We start from the raw sequence: 21,923 nt of genomic DNA on the forward strand, positions 1-21,923 counted from the left end.
GAGTCGCCAACCAGAACAGACTATACTGACCAGCGACTACCTTAAATTTAATGTTTCAGATTTATTTTCTTATCTCTAATTTCATAAACTACATCTGCTACATTTTCGAGTAATCGTTTATCGTGGGTGATAAACACGATAGTTCCGGTGTACTCCTTCATTAGTATTTCCAAAGCCTCTAAACTTGGTATGTCAAGGAAGTTACTGGGTTCATCCATTATTAGGATGTTATATCTACCCATGAGCATTTTAGCAAGCAACAATTTTATAATTTCTCCACCGCTTAAAACAGATAAACTTTTTCCAATATCGTTCTGTTTGAACCCCATAGATGCTAGCACTGAACGAATTTCTGATATATTGTAGTCACAATCCTTCTGCATAAACTCCATAACATTCTGATTACTGTTGTACTTGTAACCATTCTGTGCAAAGTAACCTATTTTTGCCTTAGGCGAAATAGAAATTCCTTCTTCATGGTTTAAGATCATTTGGATTAAAGTTGTTTTTCCGATTCCATTACCACCAGTTAACGCCACTTTTGCTCCTAACGGAATTTGAAAAGATGCATTTTCAAACAGAGCCTTATCCCCAAATACTTTATTAATTTCTGCACCGACTATAGGGTATGGATTATGGAGCTCCAATGCTTTACTTTGCCTGAAACGAATTCTGCGAATGCCTTCCGGAGCTTCTACTTTTCCTAAGGCCGCAATCCTGTGCTCTAGGGTTTTAGCAGCATTATACATCTTTTTTTCCTTACTTCCTATTGATTTTTGATGAGCTAAACGCCCTCCGTCTTCAGTACTTTTTTTCTTTGAAGAACCTTTTGCCTTCTGTTCTATTTTACGAGCCTGTTTTCGCTTTTCCTCCGCAGCCCTTTCCAATCGGGCACGTTCCGCAATAAATTGTTCGTATTCTGCAGCTTGGCTCTTACGTTCTTCCTCTTTCTGACGAAGATAATCAGAATAGTTTCCCCAATACTCAGTGATTTTGCCATCTTTCAGTTCCCATATTTTATCTACTATTTCATCAAGAAAATAGCGGTCATGGCTAATAACTAACAGTGCACCTGTAAAATATTTTAGCTGTCCTATTAGAAAATCAATTCCTTCACGGTCTAAATGGCTCGTAGGTTCATCCGCTAAAATACCATGAACCTGTGCCGATAAGGCCTGTGCTATTTTAAGCCTTGTTTCTTCACCACCGCTCATAGTCTGTATATTTAATTGCTCAACACCTAGCTTGCCTACAAGTGCAAAATCTTTTTCCTCCTGCAGAGTTACTTCGTCCAACTGGGGAATATAGGCAAGTTCACCCAGACGATTCATTTTACATCCTGGGGGAGTTAATTCTCCTAAAAGTACCCTGAGTAAAGTGCTTTTTCCAGCACCATTTGCTCCTACTAAACCAATACGGTCATAATCATATACTTCTAATTCATTTATATCTAAAACATCGCGTCCTTTGAATTCCACACGAATGTCTTTTGCTTTTAATATTAATTCCATAACATTTCCTCCTGTCTATAATCGCATGCTTTCATTTGCTTGTATGCAGGGAAAACCCTGCGATTTTAGCAGGAAGAGTTACATGAAAATAAGATACATAAATATTCCTCCAATATTGTTTATTTTAAATCTAATTTTCTAACCTCAGTTATCATTTGGCAAACTATAGCAATGCCAATAATTAAAATACCTGATAGTAAAAACCAATGATTTACACCGATTTTATCAGCAAAGAATCCAGAAAGAATTAACCCAATTGGCATAGCAAGTGACATGATACTTCCGATCAAAGAAAATACACGTCCTAAATATTCAGGCTTAATTTTCTCCTGAAAAAGAGCTGTTTGCACACCGCTATAAAATGGCACCGAAAGCCCCATTATTGCACAGCAAACTACGAATATTACAAATCCATTTGGAGGAAGTATTCCCGAAACGGCTAAACTGGTCCCCATTATAAAAAATGAACTTGTTATTAGTAATACATGCTTTTCGAAGCCCCCTAATCTTCCTAATAATAAGCCTCCTGCTAGCATCCCAAATGCAAAGGAAATTTCCGTAATAGAAATATGCACAGGCGTTCCATTAAAGTGTTCCATGCTTATTAAAGGAAATAGTGCATTGATTGGCATATAAACAAAAGTATATAGTGTTCCTAAGAGTAATAAGGCAAACAATCCTTTGTTTTGTCTCAGAACCACAACTCCTTCTTTCATCTCCCTTATGAAATTTGGTTCTAAACTTTGCACTTGATTACCCAGCTTAGGTATACGTACAATTGCTACCGTAATAGATGCAATCACAGCACCCAATACGTCGATGGCAATAATAGCATTTAAATCCCAAACGGAGTATAAGAGTGCTGCAACTGCCGGACTAACAATATAGCTTATAGACTGCAAAGACTGACTATAGCCTGCGCATTTCGTTAGCTGTTCTTCTGGTACTAAAAGTGGTGTAACCGCATTGAGTGCTGGGGTATGAAAAGCTGTTCCAATGCTACGGATAAACAATACTATCATAATCATCCAGACAGGTAGCTCCATACAGAATGCAACAATAGCAAGCACTGCACCAGCTGCTGCGATAATTAAATCGGCACCAATCATTATCTTCTTCCTATCATGACGATCCACTAGCACACCAATGGCAGGTCCCAAAATCGCATAGGGTAAAAAACCTACTAATGAAGCCATAGACAAGACCATCGCAGATCCTGTTTTTTCTGTAAGGTAAAAAATAATCGCCATTTGCAGGATGGCACTAGTGATTAATGATACTGCTTGCCCTGCCCATATTGCATAAAATTTTCGTTTCCAATTGTTGTATTTTTCCATTTATATTATCTCCTGCATATTATTTTGCTTGAATTTCTATTTTGAATAGCATTCTAGGCAATAAAAAATGCAGGCCAAACCCCACAATGTGGCTTTTGGTCTGCATACATACAATTTGGAAACATTCATATTAAAGACATAGTTAAATAAAGGTATAGTTAAATAACCAATATCCTCACCGTAACTAATGAATGCTCAATATCGTATAAATAAGCACAACAAAAAAGCCTATCATCGGGTATAGATTCTGCTTTTTTTATTGCCAGCTTATCTTAAACGCATTGAGGCTGTCATAGTTTCGGTTCCTCCTACATCTTTGTTTATATCAATTTATAGTATAACACAACAAGATGATATGTTCAATATAAAAGTTATGGAATGAGACTCATACTTCCAATTCGATGCCAGATTTAAAGGATATGACGAAGTTTTCTTCATAGACTGTAACGCTCTGGATTATCTTCCTTAGTAGCAAGCGATTAGCTTTCACAAAATCTTCTGTTTGTAGTTTTAAAAATTCATCAGGATTTTCTAACTCAACCTCAAAATATTTCATTTTACATTCCCTCATTTCATTTATTGATAAATTGAGTTTGCAAAAAAGAGTGGACAATTTTTGTCTACTCTTAACCTTTAAAATAGTTTTTTTTAATCGATTTGAAGTTGCCTAAATTATTACTTATTCGGTAAAATGAAGTATTGCTTTCAACAGATTTCCTTCAACTACACTTCACTTGATTCAAACAAGGTGGGTACATTTCTATTCCCACAAACTCCTTGTCAATGGAAACAAACACGTACCCACAGGGTAAATGGAAATAGAAACTGATAATTTCTAGCTATCACTTCTACTCATTCCAAAAATTTTCTCACTCTGATACTTACCCACCATAAAGCAAAAAGCCTTGCAATCAAGGCTTTCATTATCCCTTTCGTTCAAAGGTTTCTAAGCTTTTACGAGCAGAGCGACACACTCAGCGGTTCGCTATCTCCGTTCTGTCTGCGTGCTAGCACTTGTCAATCACGGACAGCTATCGCATGGGCGGAAGTAAATGCTAATCTTCGTCGTTTTACTCCTTGACTAGCAAACTTACCGCCTCAACATGTGGTGCTAGCAAACTTCTATATTATAGAACGAAAGTGATTGAGTTGTTGTTTAAAATTATACTATAGAATGAAAATATTTTATAGTTAGGCATTTTTCAAACTTTATAGCTGATAATTGTCACTTAATAAATTTACTTGCTAACTTGTAAACTTTTTGAATCTCTTTACTATTAATATCCCAACCATCAAGCTCAATTTTAATCAACTCTGGAAATTTTTTGCTAATATCCCTCAAAGAATTGCCAACTGATTTTCTAACATATTCACTGGAATCATCTTTTAATGCTGCAATTCGTCTGATAGCTTCGTTTGGATTATCTTTAAAATATGGTCTGCTTGTCCATATTCTTAATCCTTCTGTTACTGCTCTCCTTGTATTAGGATTATTATTTATTAACCATTCATCAATAATTGGAAGGGATTTTTCATAGCCTGTTTGCTTACAAAATTCATCAAATGCCTTTGCTAATACTTCCTGAACTCTCCAATTATCATCTTTAGAAACTTCATCTCGCATAAATCTCAAGATTTCTTCATCTGATGATAAATAACCAAAGAGAAATACACTGAACATTCTAACTTGGTATACATTTGATTTAAAGGCTAAAAATGCTAACTCTTTATTATATGCATTGTCGTTTGATTTATAATCAACAAGTGCTCTATTCTCTTCTACTTTAAACCCATTTTCTATTAAAGAAAATTCTTTTTCCAAACTTAAAATATATTCTTTCATGCAATTTTACCCCTCAGAATATTCTAAGTTTCAAAATCTGAAACTACTAAATTCTGTACAAGTATTTATAGTGATTTAAATTCGAAATAATATTATCAAGTAATCGTAATATGCTTTTCCCCAAATTGAAATTCCAACGTTTATATTATTCAGTCTTCTTGTTCAAGTACCAACTAGGAATGATTTGCTTCATACCATCATACCATTCTAAAATTTCCTTAGCTTGATTTTGCATTACTGCTATTTCTTCGATTCCGTAAGGAACAGACCATGGCAAAGCACCAACTATGTTATTTATAATATAGATGGCGAGAAGCTTCCAAAATAAATCCGGAACCTTATGATCAAAATATCCATCTATCATACCAGAGGCAAAAGAGGGAGAGACTTGAGCAGACCATACAATACGATTGAATTCCTCCCAAGGATCTCCAAGATCAAATCGATCAAAGTCAATGACATAAATTTTACGATCTTCACCAATCATGAAATTTCCGATATGATAATCTCCATGTTGGAAAACCTGAGGTCTATCTTTTAACAATTCTCGATTTGCATTTAAAAAATCAATAAGGATCTGACCATTTTCATATTGAACGGGACATTCTTTGTATTTGGAGATTTTGTCATCAATTTTACGATTAAAAAAGGATTCCCAATCTTCACGAACTTCTGTAACAGGAAGAGAATGAATTTTTCTAAGGATTCTTCCTGCTTCTACTCCGTAAGTGTATTGTTGTTCTTTCGAAACAGTTAAAATGGTTTCTCTTGCATCTTTCCCTTCTATCCATTCGTGTAAAGAATATACTTCGTCACCGCAGAGTTCAATGCTAATTGGTTTACACATCGGAACTCCAAGAGAAGCTACTTTCTCCATCATATCAAATTCATATTTTTTAGAATCTAACTTCTCCTTATCAGAAACACGCAAGAAATATTTTTGCTGATTTTGATCTGTCACACAATATTTTTTATCATCTGACCAGCCTTTATTTATGGCTATCTTACTACTAAAATCCATCAAACACTCTCCGATTCATTTCACAACACGTTTTGCAGTTTTCACTAGTAACCTATCCAGTTCGTCTACACTTTAGTTACCTAGATCAAGATTTAGATAATGGAAACTAGTCAATTTTCTCTGTTATGTTTCCAAGTTTATCCAATACAAGACAGGAATGATCATTTAGTGGAATTATGGGAACATTAACGAGTTCTTCAGCTCTATCCTTATTAGCTTTATCATTCCATGAATCATAATGAACACTAATTAAAAACTGACTAAAGAGTCCTAATCCATTTTTTATCTTTATCTGATGATCTGAATTATCATTAGGTGAAACATAGACTTTTTCTCCTAATAATAGGGCTCCTGCAGAAAATCCCATAACTTTCGCCCCTTTATTCAGCATGCGATCGATATAATTTTTGAACTGCTGATTGACGTAAGTAGCTAAATACTTTTCCGTATTTCCACCACCGATAATAATTAGATCAGCATCTAGATAGCTATCAAAATTAATTTGCTCAGTATCCAAGAGTAAGTAATCAGTGTTTAGGTTAGAAAAATGGCTTCGGAAAACTTCCGTGTACTTTTTCATATACGGTTCCCAATTTTCTCGATAAACTGTAAAAATGACAATTCTTTCGATCTTCCTTGATGACACAATTTTATTAACAATCGTATGGTTCTTTATCGGCGGATTTCCACCCATCAAAAAAATTTGTTCGTCCAATCTTTCACACTTTCTAAAGATACATAAATTTTGACCACGTTCTGAAATTATAATTTCTTCTTAAAATGAATAATTCTATTTGCCTCCTGAAATCCAATATTGAGATGAAATCTTATAGAATCCGTATTTGTTAAAGTACAGTCACTTGCAAATTCCTTACATCCTTTATTTTTCGCCCATTCCTCACATTTTGTACAGAGATTTTTAGCAATATCCTTTAAACGATATTCCTCGTCGACAATAATCCCTTCTAAGAATCCAACAGGACTATATTTACAACCTTCAACATAATCAAATCTGAGTGAACATAGTGCTAGACCTACAATTGTGTCACCTTCAACTTCAGTAAAGATTGCAGTATTTTTGCCATTCGTATATCTTTTTACTTCATCAATAGCTTCTTTATCGGTCAATTGGGGCCATAATTGTTTCATTAGTTTAGCCGTTTTTATAGAATCTTTTGTTATTCCATCCATATTGATGTTCCTCCGCAAATTACAAGAAAATGTTTCGAATCATGCCGTTACTTTGTTACTCATTGATTGATACCAATACCATCCCCTTCTACTTTTCGACTGTCTCAGATCGGAAGAGCAAAGCTACACACTCGGCGCTTCGCTGTTGCCGTATCATTTCGTCGGTTTCCTTCCTCATTCTGCGAGTCATATCGCATGGGCAGATCATCTACTTCTGCTTCGCTGATGCCTCAGCTCGTACAAGTAGTGATACGACCTCAACATGGTGCGTTTGTGGACTCAAAAGGTTTGGGGAACCTTTTGAGGATTAGCTACGTTTCACTAACAAACTTACACATTCGACGTGATGTGTTTGTGGGACTCAAAAGGTTCAGTGAACCTTTTGAGGTTTAGTTGCGTTTTACTAACAAGCTTACACATTCTACGTGATGCGTTTGCGGAAATAAATCCACCGGCTGGACTTTCTTCAATTCGTATCCCAACTCTTGATAGAGTTTGATATCACGCGCCATGGTTGCGACGTTACAGGAGATATAGGCGATACGGTCAGCTCCTGTTTGGGCGCTTGCTTTGATAAAGCTTTCGGTCAAGCCCTTGCGTGGTGGATCGACCAGGATGGCGGTTGGTTGTATGCCTTCCTTGAGCCAATTCTTCATGGCATTTTCTGCTGTATCACAGACATAGTGGGCATTGGTGATGCCATTTAAGCTGGCATTCTTCTGGCTATTCTCCACGGCTTCTGTGATGACTTCGACACCATAAACTTCCTTGACATGCTTAGCGACAGATAATCCAATGGTTCCAATTCCTGAATAAGCATCAATGACCACATCCTCTTCTTTTAACTCCGCAAAGTCAATGGCTGTCTGGTAGAGTTTCTCTGCCATTTCGGTATTAACCTGGTAAAAGGCTGGTCCAGAGATTTGGAAGCTATTGCCCAACATTTGATCCGTAATATAGTCTTGACCATAGAGAACCCGCCATTCTTTCCCAAAAATGGCATTGGTATTCTGGTCATTGATATTTTGCATAACAGATTTGATAGCTGGGAATTGCTTGATCAGCTGCTCGATCAACTGGTCTACACGGAAAACCTTGGGACGAGTAGTGACCAAAATGACCATAATTTCTCCAGAATGGTGACCTCGACGAACGACAAGGTTACGAATCAAGCCAGACTGTTCCTTCTCATCATAAGGCTTGAGGTCAAAACGACGAATCAAATCCCGAAGCGCCAAGACCACTTGGTCAATGACGGGATCTTGGATGTAGAAATCTTCGATCGGCATCAAATCATGAGAGTTCTTCCGAAAGAAGCCTGTCTCTACCTGACCATTGACGCGACGGACAGGGACTTGGGCCTTGTTGCGATACTGGACAGGATGCTCCATCCCCAAGGTCAGGGGCACTTCCATATCAGTGATTCCCGCCATCTTGTAGAGGCTATCCTTGACCTGCTTGGTCTTGAATTTCAGTTGCTCGGGATAAGCCAGGTGACCCAAGTCGGCGATTCCGCTTCGTAAATAGGCAAGATCGAGCTCTTCATTTCGGTGAGGCGATTTTTCTAAGTACTCCTCTACTTTTCCGTAGCCAATCTTTTTGTTGACTTTAAGCACGCGCATGCGGATGATTTCTCCAGGCAAGGTATTCTCCACAAAAAAGACCAGGCCATCGACCTTAGCCACTCCTGCTCCTTCGTGGGTCAAATCGACAATCTCAACGGTTACAATTTCATTTTTCTTTAACATGGTGTTCTATCTTTCTACAAATTAAAAGGGATGGAGTCCAAAACTCCTATCCCCTTATTATATCATCTCAGTCCCATTTGGTACAATTTCTTTTTATAAGCATCGAAATCGACCAGCAAGCCTTGGCCCCCATACATATCGTAGGCATCGACCCAATCCCCGTTTTCTGGGATGGTCACTCGTTCAATTCCTTTTCCAGCACTTCCAACCAGGCCAAGTCCATTGGTCAATAGGAAGGAGAAAGGTACATTGGTAGACGTCATAGCAAAGACTTTCCCAAGGGCTTCTGATCCCGTAAAGAGTTTGGTTGGATCCTTGATCTGGTGCATAATGGCAGACATGACCTCTTGTTGGCGACGGGTCCGACCAAAGTCCCCTTCATCATCCTTACGGAAACGCGAGTAATTGAGAAGAGTCCGGCCATCCATCCGTTGTTTTCCAACCTTGATGGTTTGTTGCGGAACGACACCGTCTTTCATGTTCAAATCATCTGGTACTTCTACTTCACTGACCTTTTCGCCATCAACCGTTGAAAACTGCGCATTCATCTCGACCCCATTTGGGAAGAGGGTATCGATCGCTGTCGCAAAGGTCTTGAAATCGACCATTGCATAATATTGGATGTCAATGTCAAAGTTATCTTTGAGCATCTGACGCACCAATTCAGCCCCTTGGTTGTTATTTTGCTCCCCGATGGTGAAGGCAGTATTGAGCTTCTGGTCATAGTAGCCATCATATTCAGGAATATTTTGCTGGCTCACTCCATCAATATGGACCAGTGTATCCCGCATGAAGCTGACCATCTTGATCTTGCCTTCTTTGTTATTGACATTGACCACCATGATGGAGTCTGTCCGAGTCTCATCTGATTTCTCACCGATCCGACCATCTGTCCCCAAGATCAGGATATTGACCCCATCTCGCGACTTCTTGCCGTTAAATTTCTCGACGACAGCAGGCTTGGCATCTTTACCAGCTGGTTTACTGTTGAGGCCTTTCACAAACATAAAGACCATGCCACCGATAATGAGCAAGAAAAAGAGAGCTATCCACTTGAGGATCCGCTTGACGCGGATCTTTTTCCGTGGTTTCTTAGGTAGATCGCTCGTCGCAGCAACTGCTTTTTTCTTTGTTTTTTTGCTACGTGATTGGTAAACAGGAAGGTCACCAATCGGTTCAGTAATCTCCCCTTGCACTTCTTCAGTAGCAGCTACTTCAGGCTGTTGAAGGGCTTCTGTTTCCTCATAAACTCCTTGGCTTTTTTGGAGCAAATAATTGTATTCTAGTTGTTCTCGTTCATTCAAATAATGAAAATTTGAGTATAAGTACTCTAATCGCTTTCGCTCATGGTGAGATAGAAAGTTGGATTCGTTACTCATCTTTTCTCCATTCCGTTATCTTTTATAGTATAGACCTGATACTGACCCAAGACTTTTGTCTGAATGCCCAGACTGTCTAATTCTTGATAGGCAAAGTGCACAAGATCAGGCGCTTCATTTAGGAGGTCAATAATGAAAAAGTACTCTCCTAAAGCTGTTTTTAGGGGACGACTTTCAATCTTGGTTAAATTGATTCCCCGCCAAGCAAAGGTGGACAAACCCTTATAGAGGGCTCCTGCCAGATTACTTGGCAAGGTTAAAGCCAAGCTAATCTTTTGACTCGAAAGATTCAAAGTTTCTGAAATCAAGGGCTCTTTTGCCCCTAAAATCCAAAACCGCGTGTAGTTGTCCTCGATTTCTTGGATGTCTTTGGCCTGGACTTCCAAACCGTACTCACTGGCTGCTGCCAGAGGGGCAATAGCTGCAATCTCCAATTCTGGATGTTCTGCTACATAGCGGGCTGCATAGGCTGTTGAAGCCGTCATTTCCATGGCCACATCTGGATAATGGGCCCTTAGAAAAGCCTTCCCTTGGGCCAAGGCCTGTGGATGCGAATAGACCGTTCGAATAGGCCGATCTTTTCTAGCCACCAAGAGCTGTTGCTTGATGGGATAGACCACTTCTGCAACGGCCTGGATGGTCCCTTGGTGAAAGAGGTAATCGATGGTCTCGTGGACACTGCCTTCGATAGAGTTTTCAACTGGGACGACTGCAAAATCAATTTCTTGATTCTTATAGGCCTTAATGACATCTGTGATCGTCTTATAGGCGACGCGTTCAGAAGTTGGAAAACTATGAGTGGCCACATCATGGGTAAAGGATCCTTTCGGACCGAGGTAGCCTACAAGCATCGAATGATCTCCGCAATTTCTTCAGGTGTTTTGTCCTTAACATCCACAATATGGGTAGCAATGTCCTCATACAAGGGTAAGCGTCCCTCAAAGATCTTCTTGAATTCTTCTTTAGTATGGTTTAAAAAGAGAGGGCGTTGCATAGCTTTGTCATTTTGAATGCGACTGTACAAGGTTTCAAAATCCACGCGCAAATAAATGTTGTGTGGATTTTTTTCCAATAGGGCACGGTTATGAGGGTTGACAACAATCCCACCTCCAGGAGAGATAATAGCCGCTTCATTTTCCAATAAGCGCTCCAGCATCTCAGCCTCACGGCGACGAAAGGCAGCTTCTCCTTCCACTGCGAAATAGTCATTGATTGACATGCCAATCTCTTCAACAATTAATTCATCCATATCATGGAATTTTGGATCAAGAATGCGACCAACGGTCGTTTTCCCAGCTCCCATAAAACCAAGTAAAATTTTAGCCATGTAGTAAGGTCTCCAAATCTTCAAAAAAACTAGGGTAACTAGTGTTGATGGCTTCTGCCCGATCCAACACCACATTTTCATCTCTCACCAATAAGGCAGCAATGGCAGCCATCATGCCAATCCGGTGGTCCCCAAAGGTCTCTAAGTCAGCTCCATGTAGGGGAGTCGGTCCGGTGATGACCATGCCGTCTTCCGTTGGCACAACATTGGCTCCCATAGCATTGAGGCTATCTGCTACGACCTGGATACGGTCTGTTTCTTTCACACGAAGCTCTTCAGCATCCGCAATCACAGTTTGACCATTTGCTTGTGTCGCAAGTAAGGCAATAATCGGCAATTCATCAATCAAGCGTGGAATCAACTCCCCATCAATCCGAATCCCTTTTAAGGACGAAGTCTTAACAGTAAGACTTGCCGAGACAGCTTTTTCATCCCGATCCTCAACAGTGAGATCTCCCCCCATTTCCTGGATGACATCGAGAATCCCTGTCCGCGTTTGGTTGATGCCAACATTTTCAATCTTAATCTCACTCTCTGGAAGGATGAGTCCAGCCACTAACCAAAAGGCCGCACTGGAAATATCTCCAGGAACGATGACTGTTTGACCCTGGAACTCTTGGCCACCCTGGATGTGGATAGTTTTTCCGTCTACCTGGATCTCCCCACCAAATTGGCGAATCATATCCTCTGTATGGTCACGTGTCTTTTCCTTCTCGATAATCGTCGATTCACCCTCAGCCTGTAGAGCAGCAAAGATGAGAGCCGACTTGACTTGAGCCGATGCGACTGGCAAACGGTAATGAATGGCTTGAAGCTGATGGGTTCCTTTTTCATGCAAAGGCGGGCAATCACGCTCTCCCTGACCAGCAATTTCTACTCCCATTTGACGCAGTGGAATCGCTACACGATCCATAGGCCGTTTGGAAAGACTATCGTCTCCGACCATGGTCACTGAAAAATCCTGGCCCGCTAGGACACCTGATATCAAACGAATAGAAGTTCCTGAATTGCCCATATCAAGGGGTGCGGTCGGAGCTTGAAGGCCCTGAAAACCTACCCCTTGAATCCGAATCACATCCCCATCATCCTGGATGGAAACTCCTAAATCTCGAAACACCTGAATTGTAGAAAGCACATCTTCGCCACGCAAGATATCATAAACCTTGGTTTCGCCTGTTGCGAGACTTCCAAAAATAATGGATCGGTGACTAATGGATTTGTCACCCGGTACACGAATGGTTCCTCGTAGGCCCTTGCTATTGGTTCTTAATTTCATACCGTTCTCCAGAGTGCTTTTCCACATATTCTATCATAAATAGGGCATGAATTCAATTTTTGATCAAAAACTTGGAACAAAAAACGAATGTTTCCTAGCATTTTTTGAGCTTCTTTTGATCTAGTGGCGAACGAAAATACCAGAGTCGAAATTACAACTCTGGTAGTCTTTTTATTTGTATAAATCTTGAATCGGCTCAAAAATAATCTTTTCGAGATCCGCAAGATAAATAGATAATTGTTGTTGTTTGGTGAAAAATTCATTCACAATTGGACTTGCTTGGATCTTCTCCATATAGTCTTTCATTTCTTGTTGCACAGCTTCTGTTGGAAGTTGACCGGATTGCATCAAACCTTGCAGTTGATTTTGAAAAGCGACGTATTCGTCAAACAGCGTTTTCGCTTCTGGATTTGCTTCGATCGCTTGCTTGCTTTCTACGACAGCCTTGTATTCAGGAAGGTCTCGAAGAGTCCGAGAAAGTTCATTTGCGACATCATAAATATTTGCCATGAGATAGGCTCCTTTACTGATAAGATACTTCTATTATACTGCTTTTTCCTATAAATTCCTAAAATGAAGCAGGTACTTTGACGCAAATCCTACTTTAGACCTAGCGAGCAAGGACGGTATAAGACGTTGCTTGGCTGATCAATGCTTGGGCCCGCTCCTGATCTTCTGCATTTTTGAAGGTCAGCTGCAAAATCCCGTGGATATCTTCACGATTCTCTTCATTGATGTGAATATTAACCAAGGAAATTCCTTGTAGGATTTGCAGGATCTCAAGAATGACACCTTCCTGATCGGGGACATCGATAAAGAGATCATAGGCACTATCGCGTCCAGCACTCTGATGGATCTGCATTTCTTGTCGGTGCTTACGTCCCTCATGGAAAAATGACCAAATGGCCTCTTCGTTATCTGCTTGAATGGTTTCAGCCACTTGGTCCAAGCGCTCTTTAAAATCTGCAATCCGCTCTAATATAGCTTGAGGATTGGACAAGAGAATAGAGGTCCACATGCCTGGCTCACTTTCTGCAATCCTTGTCATATCACGAAAACCACCAGCCGCAAAACGACGGGTCATTTCATGCTCTTCCCCATAAGCTACGGCCTGCTCGACCAGAGTCGATGCTAAAATATGGGGGAAATGACTGATCTGGGAGGTTACCCGATCGTGTTCCTCGGCATCGATTTCGATAAAGCGGGATCCCAATCCACTCAAAAGCTCTTTCAACTCTTCCATGGCACTTCCTGTGGTCAAGCTGGAAGGGGTAAAAATATAATAAGCGTTCTCAAATAAGGTGGCATCCGCTGAAGCTGCACCTGTCTTATGACTCCCCGCCATGGGATGTCCCCCCACAAAGCGTACGGCCTTGTCTTTAAACACCTTTTCAGCTTGTGCGACAATTTTTGCCTTGGTAGAGCCTGCATCTGTCACTAGTACCTGGTCTTTCAAATTCAGACCAGCTAAAGTTTCTAAGTAAGACTTGGTTTGCTTAATCGGAAGTGCCAAAATAATCACATCCGCTAAAGGGGTAAAGGCAGCGAAATCATCCGTCACCTGATCCACCATTCCTCTTTCAAGGGCGATGGTTCGAGAGGCTTCACTACGATTGTAACCAAGAATGGTCACATTTGGGTAGGCCCTTTTAATCCCTAGCGCGAGGGAAGTACCAATCAAGCCCAACCCTGCAATATATACAACTTTCTTCTCCAAAGGAAAACTCTTTCTCTTAAAAATTCTTAGTAAAGTCCCGGTGCTTGGCAACGGCCTCTTTCAATTCTTCCAAGTTATCGGATGAGAATTTTTCAAGCACTTCTGTAGCAAGAACCGTTGCGACCACTGCTTCCATCACGACACCTGCAGCTGGTAGAGCTGTTGGATCGCTACGCTCAACTGTTGCCTTATAAGGCTCATGGGTTTCAATATCCACACTCATCAAGGGTTTGTAGAGGGTTGGAATAGGCTTCATAACACCTCGAACCAGAATGGGCTCACCATTGGTCATGCCCCCTTCAAAACCACCAAGATTATTAGTACGACGGGTATAGCCAGCTTCTTCAGACCAGACGATTTCATCCATGACTTGACTCCCTTTTAGGCGACCTGCTTCAAAACCAAGACCGAACTCAACTCCCTTAAAGGCATTGATAGAGACCACTCCTTGAGCGATTTTGGCATCCAATTTCTTGTCCCATTGCACGTAGGATCCTAGTCCAACAGGCACACCGCCAACCAAGGTTTCCACAATTCCCCCAATGGTATCACCATCTTTTTTCACCTGGTCAATGTAAGCCTTAACGGCTTCTTCTTGTTCTGGGACAACAATCGAAACTTCCGACTTAGATGCCTTTTCCTTGATTTCGGAAACGGTTAGATTCTCGGGAATTGCAATCTCGATTCCCCCAAAATTGACAATGTGGCTGGCCACTTCCACGTCAATCTCTTCTAAAATTCGTTTAGCAACTGCACCAACGGCTACACGCATGGTCGTCTCACGGGCAGAAGAACGTTCGAGCGAATTACGAAGATCGTCAAAACGGTATTTGATTCCTCCGACTAGATCAGCATGGCCAGGACGTGGCTTGGTGATCTTGCGCAGATCTTTCTTTTTCTCTTCGACCGGTGCTACATTCATGATTTCCAGCCATTTTTGGTGATCCAGATTGGTCACGTTCAGAGTAATCGGACCTCCTATGGTCAAGCCATGACGGACACCTGATGTGATCTCAACACGGTCACTCTCGATTTTCATCCGAGCCCCACGACCATATCCACCTTGTCGACGTTTGAGCTCTTTATTAATATCCTCTTCAGATAAAGGAAGGCCTGCCGGGACCCCCTCGATGATGGCTGTTAATCGAGGACCATGGGACTCTCCTGCTGTTAAATATCTCATACGACCTTATTCCTTTCTTTCTAAAAAGTCCTTCATTTCTTGAAGAGGGATTTGATGAATCGCAGCTTGCCCCAACTCTGGAACAATCACTAATTTCAAGCTAGTCCCACGCGCTTTTTTGTCATGGGTCAAGGCTTGATAAAGGGCTTCTTTATCCCAGTTCTCATAGGCCACCGGAAGTCCAAATTTCCGACACATTTCTTCGATTTGTTGGCTGATTCCCTTTGGCATCAAGTCCTTATCTTCTGCAACTCGTGACAGCTGCACCATGCCCATACTAACGGCTTCCCCATGCATGACCCGTCCATATCCCGCTGTCGCTTCAATGGCATGACCAATAGTATGTCCAAAATTGAGATACAGTCGAATCCCATTGTCCAGCTCATCTGCTACCACATGGTCACGCTTCACTAGACAAGAATGAGAAATAATGCTCTCTGCATGCTCTAATATACTTTCGACAGAGCCATCCATAGCTTCCAACTCTTGCCAAAGTTCCGTATCTTGGATGAGACCGTACTTGATGACCTCCCCCATTCCTTCGATTAATTCACGGTGTCCCAAAGTGCTCAACACTTCAGGATCAATGAACACACCGTCCGGTTGGGCAAAGGTGCCCACCATGTTTTTGGCAAATGCTGTGTTGACTCCAGTCTTTCCACCGATAGAAGAGTCCACCTGGGCGGTTAAGCTAGTCGGAATCTGAACAAAGGAAATTCCCCGCATATAAGTCGAGGCCGTAAAACCAGCCAAATCACCGACTACGCCACCACCAAGGGCAACGATCCCATCACTGCGCGTCATGCCCTGGGTAGCTAGAAATTCATAGACTTTCGAAACAGTGGTCAAATTCTTACTGGCTTCGCCTTCAAGAAACTCAAAGCGCACCACTTGAAAACCAGCTTTCTGCAAGCTTTTCTCTACGATAGATGCATACAACTTAGCCACTCGGTTATCGGAAATGATCGCGACTTTTTTCTCAGGCCAAAGAGAGTGTAACCAGTCTCCAACCTGGTTGAGCCCACCTCTTTCAATCACAATATCATAGGAATGTCCTGGAATAGGTACCGATAGGTTCATAGGAATCTCCTTCGTGTTATTCTTTCATTCTATCTTATCATGAAATAGGGCACATGTCTCAATCGAAACGAAAAAGAGACTAGAGCAAGACTGATTTTTTAAAAATCAGTTCCTACTCTAATCTCATAAGGCTTATTCAATAGTGATAAGGTAACAAACTCTCTTAATCACATACAAATTGTTGGTATTCTGTTGTCAATGCTTTCCATACAGACTCCGTAGGAAATGGTTTCCCAGTCATCAATTCAAAGGCTGCCTCAGCTTGATAAAAGAGCATTCCTAACCCATTTACCCTTTGGTTTCCTTGATTCACCGCTAATTGCAGAAAGGGGGTCACTGCTGGATAGTAGGCCATCTCTACGATTAAGGCATGTGGGGGAAAGGTCAAGTGACTCGCTATCGGAAGAGACTGACCATCCATCCCTACACCAGTGGCATTTAAGATAAGATCAGCTTGATGAAAAGAGTTTTGAACATCTTCATTTTTCTCAATCGCATACAATTCTATCAAAAAATCAAAGCCATCTTCAATCAACTGAACAATTGAACGATAATGAACCAATCTCTCCTCTCTCACAAAGACAAGGATACGTTTCACACCTAGATGAATGGCCTGCGCAATAATCGCTAGAGCTGCACCACCTGCCCCTAAGAGAACCATTGTTTTTCCCTTAATAGAGAAAGCAGGAGGTAAACTACGAAAGAAACCAATCCCATCCGTATTATAGCCCTTAAGCTTGCCATCACGGTGAACGATGGTATTGACAGAGCCGATCTTTAGAGCCATCTCATCCACTTCATCTAAGTAAGGAAAGACCTTTTGCTTAAAAGGCATGGAAATATTGGCCCCAATCATCTCTAACTTACGAATTTGGCTGACAGTGCTTTCTAAATCTTCTTCAGCAATATCCCAAGCCAGGTAAGCAGCATTGGTCGCTGTTAATTCATAGGCTAGATTATGAATGAAAGGAGAGATACTATGGCGGATAGGATGGGCAATGACTGCTGCCATCCGAGTGTAGCCATCAATCTTCATTTAATAACTCCCGAATTCTTCGCATATTTTCAAGAGGGATTTGACCAGGCGCACTTCCTTCTCCGACTCTAGCATAAGACCAGGAAGAGCCTGTCAAATCAGCTGTCAAGCGCGAAATCTTCCCGACCTTACCTATGGAAATCGTTACATATTCTTGCTCAGGATTCAGCGTCTTGAAACCACGCGTATAATTCATCAAGTCAAGGACATCTTGTTCATTGTGGGCCATGACCGATACCTTGACCAATTTTGGAGAAAAGCTAGTTAATTCCGATAAGATCTCCATCATATTTTCCGGTGTCTCTTGGAAATTATGGTAGCTGAGCACAAGATTTGAAAATTCCAACATCTCTTCAAAGACGTCACGATGGCTATAAAACTCGAAATCGATATAATCTGGATGATAGATAGATTGAATATCTTTCAGGATCCCAACATACTCCTCATTGGTCAGCTCCATCTCTCCACCTTCAGCTCGAGTCCGTAAGGTGAATAAAATTTCGCGTCCAGCAAATTTTTCAAATACTGCTGGAGCAACAGTTAAGATCTCGTTTTTTTCTAGAAAGTCCGCACGCCACTCAATGACATCCGCATCCTCGTAACGCGAACCATCTAGTTGTTGCGCCTCTTCTAAGGAGCGAGGCATAATCGACACAACTAACTTCATACATCCACCCTAATCGTAAATACTTTTAAGTAATTACTACTTTCTTCTTTCTTATTCCATCGAAAATCTCCCGGAAGGCCGTATTCTGCTACATAACGATGTTTACGCCCTTGAAATCCCTTTTCGATTTGTTTTTTAAATTTTTCTTTGGTCACATTTGCCGCATTAGTACTGAGAATCAAGGTCCCACCTGGATTTAAAATCTCGAGGGCCTCGCTGACCAACCGATGGTAATCTTTAGCGACTGAAAAGGTCCGTTTTTTATTCCGCGCAAAGCTAGGCGGATCGAGTACGATCACATCATAGCTTAGCTCATGGCGTTTGGCATATTTGTAATAATCAAAGACATCCATCACGACAAAACGATGATCATCCAGCGCCAAGCCATTTGCTACAAAATGCGCTTCTGATAATTCTCTACTTCTCTTAGCCAGATCGACCGAAGTGGTTTCAACTGCTCCACCCATTGCCGCAGCAACAGAAAAGGCCGCCGTATAAGAGAACATATTGAGCAAGGACTGTCCAGCAGCGAGCCCCTCCACTAAACTTCCTCGAACCTCATGCTGGTCCAAAAAGATTCCCGTCATCAAGCCATCATTGAGAAAGACCTGATAAGAGACGCCATTTTCCAGAATCAAAAATTCTTGCGGAGCTTCTTCACCATACACATGAGCCGACTCATAATCCAATCCCTTAAAACGAATTTTTTCATAGCCTCCCCTCACCTCAGGAAAGACTTCTTGAAAAGCAGTTAGAATCGTTTCCTTGATCTGGAATACGAAAGGGTTATACCAAGAAAAGACAACAAACTCACCATACAAGTCAATCGTGAAACCACCAAAACCATCTCCCTCTTGGTTAAAGAGACGAAAGGCTGTCGTTGTCGCATCGGCATAATAAGAACGTCGGTATTGCTTGGCCTTCATAAATCGTTCCCGAAAAAAGGCTTGATCAAAAACGACCAACTCTTGTGAAACAAACCAACCGATCCCTTTATTTTGTTCAGATAAGTATCCGACTCCGAGGGATTGTCCATCACCTGAAAGCAATTGAATCGCTTGATCCAAGGTAGGAAGCGAATCAAAGTCTTGCTTTTCAAGGAGCGATTGTCCTTGTTTGATTTTTGTTGCGACTTGTCGACTGACTGTAAGTTTTTTCATACCACCTATTATAGCAAAAGTCTGCTATTTTCACAAAGGGATGATCTATTTGTCAGACTTTTTTCACAATTTTATTTCAGCTCTGTTTCTTATCACCCAAGTGTTTGAGTATCACAGCTTTCCTCTTATTCTTTCGTCTGGTTCACAGTCATTCTTTTCTTTCTCCTTAAAAATGTGGTATACTTGTATATGAAAATTTTTAGGAAATAAGACAAGGAAGTTACATTTTGTGAAAAAAATTACGAATTCGATACTCAATTTCATGAGTACCAGACTAGGATTTGTCTTGACCCTTCTGTTGCTCTACTGGTTTAAAACCATGTGGGCCTACACAGTTGATTTTAACTTAGATATTCAGGGACCTTATCAGATTTTTCTGGCAGTCATCAACCCATTCCCAATCAGCCTGCTCTTTATTGGTCTAGCTCTCTATATCAAACGGACCAAGCTCTTTTATAGTTTGGCCTTTGGGATCTATCTCCTCTTATTTGTTTGGTTGATCTCCAACTCCATCTATTATAGAGAATTTACAGACTTCGTAACGGTCAATACCATGTTGGCTTCCAGTAAGGTTTCTGCTGGCCTCGGAGCTGCAGCTCTAGAATTGTTCCGTCCATGGGATGTGATATACATTCTGGATTTCCCAATTCTAGCCTTCTTCTTTTTTAAGAAATGGATTCGAATGGACAAGCGTCCCTTCAATAAACGAGCTAGTTTTGCGGTCACATCCTTATCTGCTATGCTCTTTTCGGCCAACCTTTTCCTTGCAGAAATTGACCGACCTGAGCTTTTGACTCGTGGGTTCTCGAACTACTATGTCGTTCGTGCCTTAGGTTTACCGGCCTTTCTAGGATACAGTGCCAATCAGACCTACGCTGCCAACAAAGAACGTTCCAAAGCTTCTGAAGCTGATCTAACACCGGTTGAAGAATATGTCCAGCAACATTATGCCAAGGCTAATCCGGAATACTTCGGAATGGCAAAAGGTCGAAATGTCATCTACATTCACTTGGAAAGTTTCCAACAATTCCTTATCGACTACAAGTTGAAAGTGGACGATAAAGAATATGAAGTGACGCCTTTCTTAAACTCACTCTACCATTCAAAGGAAACCTTTGCATTTTCAAATGTGTTTAACCAAGTCAAGGCAGGGAAAACATCTGATGCTGAGACTATGATTGAAACTGGACTCTTTGGACTCAACCAAGGTTCCTTTATGGTCAACTATGGTGGAACTAATACCCAACAGGCTGCTCCATTTATTCTCTCTAAAAACGGCTACAATTCGAGCGCTGTTTTCCACGGGAATGCTGGAAGTTTCTGGAACCGAAATACAGCCTATAAACAATGGGGCTACAATTATTTCTTTGATGCCAGCTACTTCACCAAACAAGACAGTAGTAATTCCTTCCAGTATGGTCTCAATGACAAATACATGCTCAAGGATTCCATCAAATACCTGGAAAGAATGCAACAGCCTTTCTATACCAAGTTCATTACGGTTTCCAACCACTACCCTTATACAACGAGTTTATCAGGAGATGATCTTGGGTTCCCACTGGCTAAGACACAGGACGAAACCATCAATGGCTATTTTGCGACCGCTAACTACCTAGATTCTTCGATCAAGGCCTTCTTTGATTACCTAAAAGAATCGGGTCTTTACAAAAATTCAATCATCGTTCTATACGGTGACCACTACGGAATTTCCAACTCCCGCAACCCAGCTCTCGCCCCACTACTTGGCAAGAACTCTGAGACCTGGTCTAGTTATGACAATGCCATGTTGCAACGAGTCCCGTATATGGTAGTCATTCCAGGTATGGATAAGGGAGGCATCATCGATACCTATGGAGGTGAAATAGATATGCTCCCAACCTTGGAACACTTGCTAGGTATTGAAGCCAACAAGTTCCTCCAAGTTGGTCAGGATATGCTCTCACCAGATCATGATCAAATTGTAGCTTTCCGCTCGGCGAACTACTTTGTGACTCCTGAGTACACGAGCTACAGCGGTCGGACCTATTACACCAAAACAGGAGAGGAGATCACCAACCCGGATGAAAAAACCAAGGAGCAGCTAGATAAGATCCGAGAAGCTGCCAACCTCCAATTGAAGATTAGCGATAGCATCCAGACGGGTGATCTCCTTCGTTTCTTCAAGGGCAATGACCTTGGTAAAGTCAATCCAGATGATTATTCCTACACCAATTCCTTCAAGGCATTGAAGAAGATTGAAAAGGAAAAAGGCGATAAATCAACCAGCCTTTACAACCAACGTGGAAATGAATCCACTGTGGATCTCTTCAAAGCACCAAGCTATAAAGAATTGCACCCAGAAGAGACTAGCTCTTCTTCAACCGAAACCAGTAGCAGTTCTTCAAAATAAAAAGAATCCCTGAGTTTTTAACTCAGGGATTTTACATTGTCATCAAAAGGAAGATGAT

The 21,923-nt window shown here is 41.2% G+C and carries 20 protein-coding genes; 1 reads left to right on the forward strand and 19 read right to left on the reverse strand.

Features of this window, described 5'->3' with window-relative positions; translation table 11 throughout:
* Nucleotides 1–47: 47 nt before the first annotated feature.
* The 19 genes from msr(D) to QM968_RS02315 form a co-directional block, all read right to left on the reverse strand.
* Nucleotides 48–1,511, reverse strand: coding sequence for an ABC-F type ribosomal protection protein Msr(D) (gene msr(D), locus QM968_RS02225; RefSeq protein WP_000420313.1), 1,464 nt, complete (start codon nt 1,509–1,511; stop codon nt 48–50).
* 119 nt (nt 1,512–1,630) lie between these two features.
* On the reverse strand, nt 1,631–2,848 hold the full coding sequence (gene mef(A) / locus QM968_RS02230; protein ID WP_000417519.1) for a macrolide efflux MFS transporter Mef(A): 1,218 nt from the start codon (nt 2,846–2,848) through the stop codon (nt 1,631–1,633).
* Between the two features lie 385 nt (nt 2,849–3,233).
* Nucleotides 3,234–3,404 carry a hypothetical protein gene (locus QM968_RS02235; protein ID WP_000873143.1) on the reverse strand — a complete coding sequence of 57 codons (171 nt, stop codon included), beginning with the start codon at nt 3,402–3,404 and terminating at the stop codon, nt 3,234–3,236.
* A 669-nt stretch (nt 3,405–4,073) separates the two neighbouring features.
* Nucleotides 4,074–4,691: a DNA alkylation repair protein gene (locus QM968_RS02240; protein ID WP_049528514.1), complete on the reverse strand. Its 618-nt coding sequence runs from the start codon at nt 4,689–4,691 to the stop codon at nt 4,074–4,076.
* Nucleotides 4,692–4,836: 145 nt separating this feature from the next.
* Nucleotides 4,837–5,712, reverse strand: coding sequence for an aminoglycoside phosphotransferase family protein (locus tag QM968_RS02245; RefSeq protein WP_414381896.1), 876 nt, complete (start codon nt 5,710–5,712; stop codon nt 4,837–4,839).
* A gap of 106 nt (nt 5,713–5,818) precedes the next feature.
* Nucleotides 5,819–6,427 (reverse strand): Type 1 glutamine amidotransferase-like domain-containing protein, encoded by a 609-nt coding sequence (locus tag QM968_RS02250; protein WP_414381898.1) that lies wholly within the window; start codon nt 6,425–6,427, stop codon nt 5,819–5,821.
* A 47-nt stretch (nt 6,428–6,474) separates the two neighbouring features.
* A complete protein-coding gene (gene aac(6'), locus QM968_RS02255; protein ID WP_002912789.1) occupies nt 6,475–6,903 on the reverse strand; it encodes an aminoglycoside 6'-N-acetyltransferase in 429 nt (142 codons plus the stop codon).
* 389 nt (nt 6,904–7,292) lie between these two features.
* A complete protein-coding gene (gene rlmD, locus QM968_RS02260; RefSeq protein WP_414381900.1) occupies nt 7,293–8,651 on the reverse strand; it encodes a 23S rRNA (uracil(1939)-C(5))-methyltransferase RlmD in 1,359 nt (452 codons plus the stop codon).
* Nucleotides 8,652–8,713: 62 nt separating this feature from the next.
* Nucleotides 8,714–10,030 carry an LCP family protein gene (locus QM968_RS02265; protein ID WP_227038557.1) on the reverse strand — a complete coding sequence of 439 codons (1,317 nt, stop codon included), beginning with the start codon at nt 10,028–10,030 and terminating at the stop codon, nt 8,714–8,716.
* Nucleotides 10,027–10,881, reverse strand: a complete 855-nt coding sequence (gene pheA / locus QM968_RS02270; protein WP_414381904.1) for a prephenate dehydratase — start codon at nt 10,879–10,881, stop codon at nt 10,027–10,029. The genes QM968_RS02265 and pheA overlap by 4 nt, the downstream gene beginning before the upstream one ends.
* Nucleotides 10,872–11,357, reverse strand: coding sequence for a shikimate kinase (locus tag QM968_RS02275; RefSeq protein ID WP_195529073.1), 486 nt, complete (start codon nt 11,355–11,357; stop codon nt 10,872–10,874). Before QM968_RS02275 ends, pheA begins: the two co-directional genes overlap by 10 nt.
* Nucleotides 11,350–12,633 carry a 3-phosphoshikimate 1-carboxyvinyltransferase gene (gene aroA, locus QM968_RS02280; protein ID WP_414381907.1) on the reverse strand — a complete coding sequence of 428 codons (1,284 nt, stop codon included), beginning with the start codon at nt 12,631–12,633 and terminating at the stop codon, nt 11,350–11,352. Before aroA ends, QM968_RS02275 begins: the two co-directional genes overlap by 8 nt.
* A 171-nt stretch (nt 12,634–12,804) precedes the next feature.
* Nucleotides 12,805–13,143: a YlbF/YmcA family competence regulator gene (locus QM968_RS02285; protein ID WP_003014453.1), complete on the reverse strand. Its 339-nt coding sequence runs from the start codon at nt 13,141–13,143 to the stop codon at nt 12,805–12,807.
* A gap of 100 nt (nt 13,144–13,243) precedes the next feature.
* Nucleotides 13,244–14,350, reverse strand: coding sequence for a prephenate dehydrogenase (locus tag QM968_RS02290; RefSeq protein ID WP_414381910.1), 1,107 nt, complete (start codon nt 14,348–14,350; stop codon nt 13,244–13,246).
* A gap of 16 nt (nt 14,351–14,366) precedes the next feature.
* A complete protein-coding gene (aroC, locus tag QM968_RS02295; protein WP_414381913.1) occupies nt 14,367–15,533 on the reverse strand; it encodes a chorismate synthase in 1,167 nt (388 codons plus the stop codon).
* A 6-nt stretch (nt 15,534–15,539) separates the two neighbouring features.
* Nucleotides 15,540–16,613, reverse strand: coding sequence for a 3-dehydroquinate synthase (gene aroB, locus QM968_RS02300; RefSeq protein ID WP_414381915.1), 1,074 nt, complete (start codon nt 16,611–16,613; stop codon nt 15,540–15,542).
* Between the two features lie 163 nt (nt 16,614–16,776).
* Nucleotides 16,777–17,649, reverse strand: coding sequence for a shikimate dehydrogenase (aroE, locus tag QM968_RS02305; protein WP_414381918.1), 873 nt, complete (start codon nt 17,647–17,649; stop codon nt 16,777–16,779).
* Nucleotides 17,639–18,316, reverse strand: coding sequence for a type I 3-dehydroquinate dehydratase (aroD, locus tag QM968_RS02310; protein ID WP_414381921.1), 678 nt, complete (start codon nt 18,314–18,316; stop codon nt 17,639–17,641). The genes aroE and aroD overlap by 11 nt, the downstream gene beginning before the upstream one ends.
* A complete protein-coding gene (locus QM968_RS02315; protein ID WP_414381924.1) occupies nt 18,313–19,476 on the reverse strand; it encodes a class I SAM-dependent methyltransferase in 1,164 nt (387 codons plus the stop codon). The genes aroD and QM968_RS02315 overlap by 4 nt, the downstream gene beginning before the upstream one ends.
* A gap of 229 nt (nt 19,477–19,705) precedes the next feature.
* Here QM968_RS02315 and QM968_RS02320 point away from each other — a divergent pair, with 229 nt between their 5' ends.
* Nucleotides 19,706–21,865, forward strand: a complete 2,160-nt coding sequence (locus QM968_RS02320; RefSeq protein WP_414325332.1) for an LTA synthase family protein — start codon at nt 19,706–19,708, stop codon at nt 21,863–21,865.
* The last annotated feature ends 58 nt before the right edge of the window (nt 21,866–21,923 follow it).

The sequence above is a fragment of the Streptococcus sp. OMI870 genome, from assembly GCF_047460295.1.
Taxonomy (GTDB): domain Bacteria; phylum Bacillota; class Bacilli; order Lactobacillales; family Streptococcaceae; genus Streptococcus.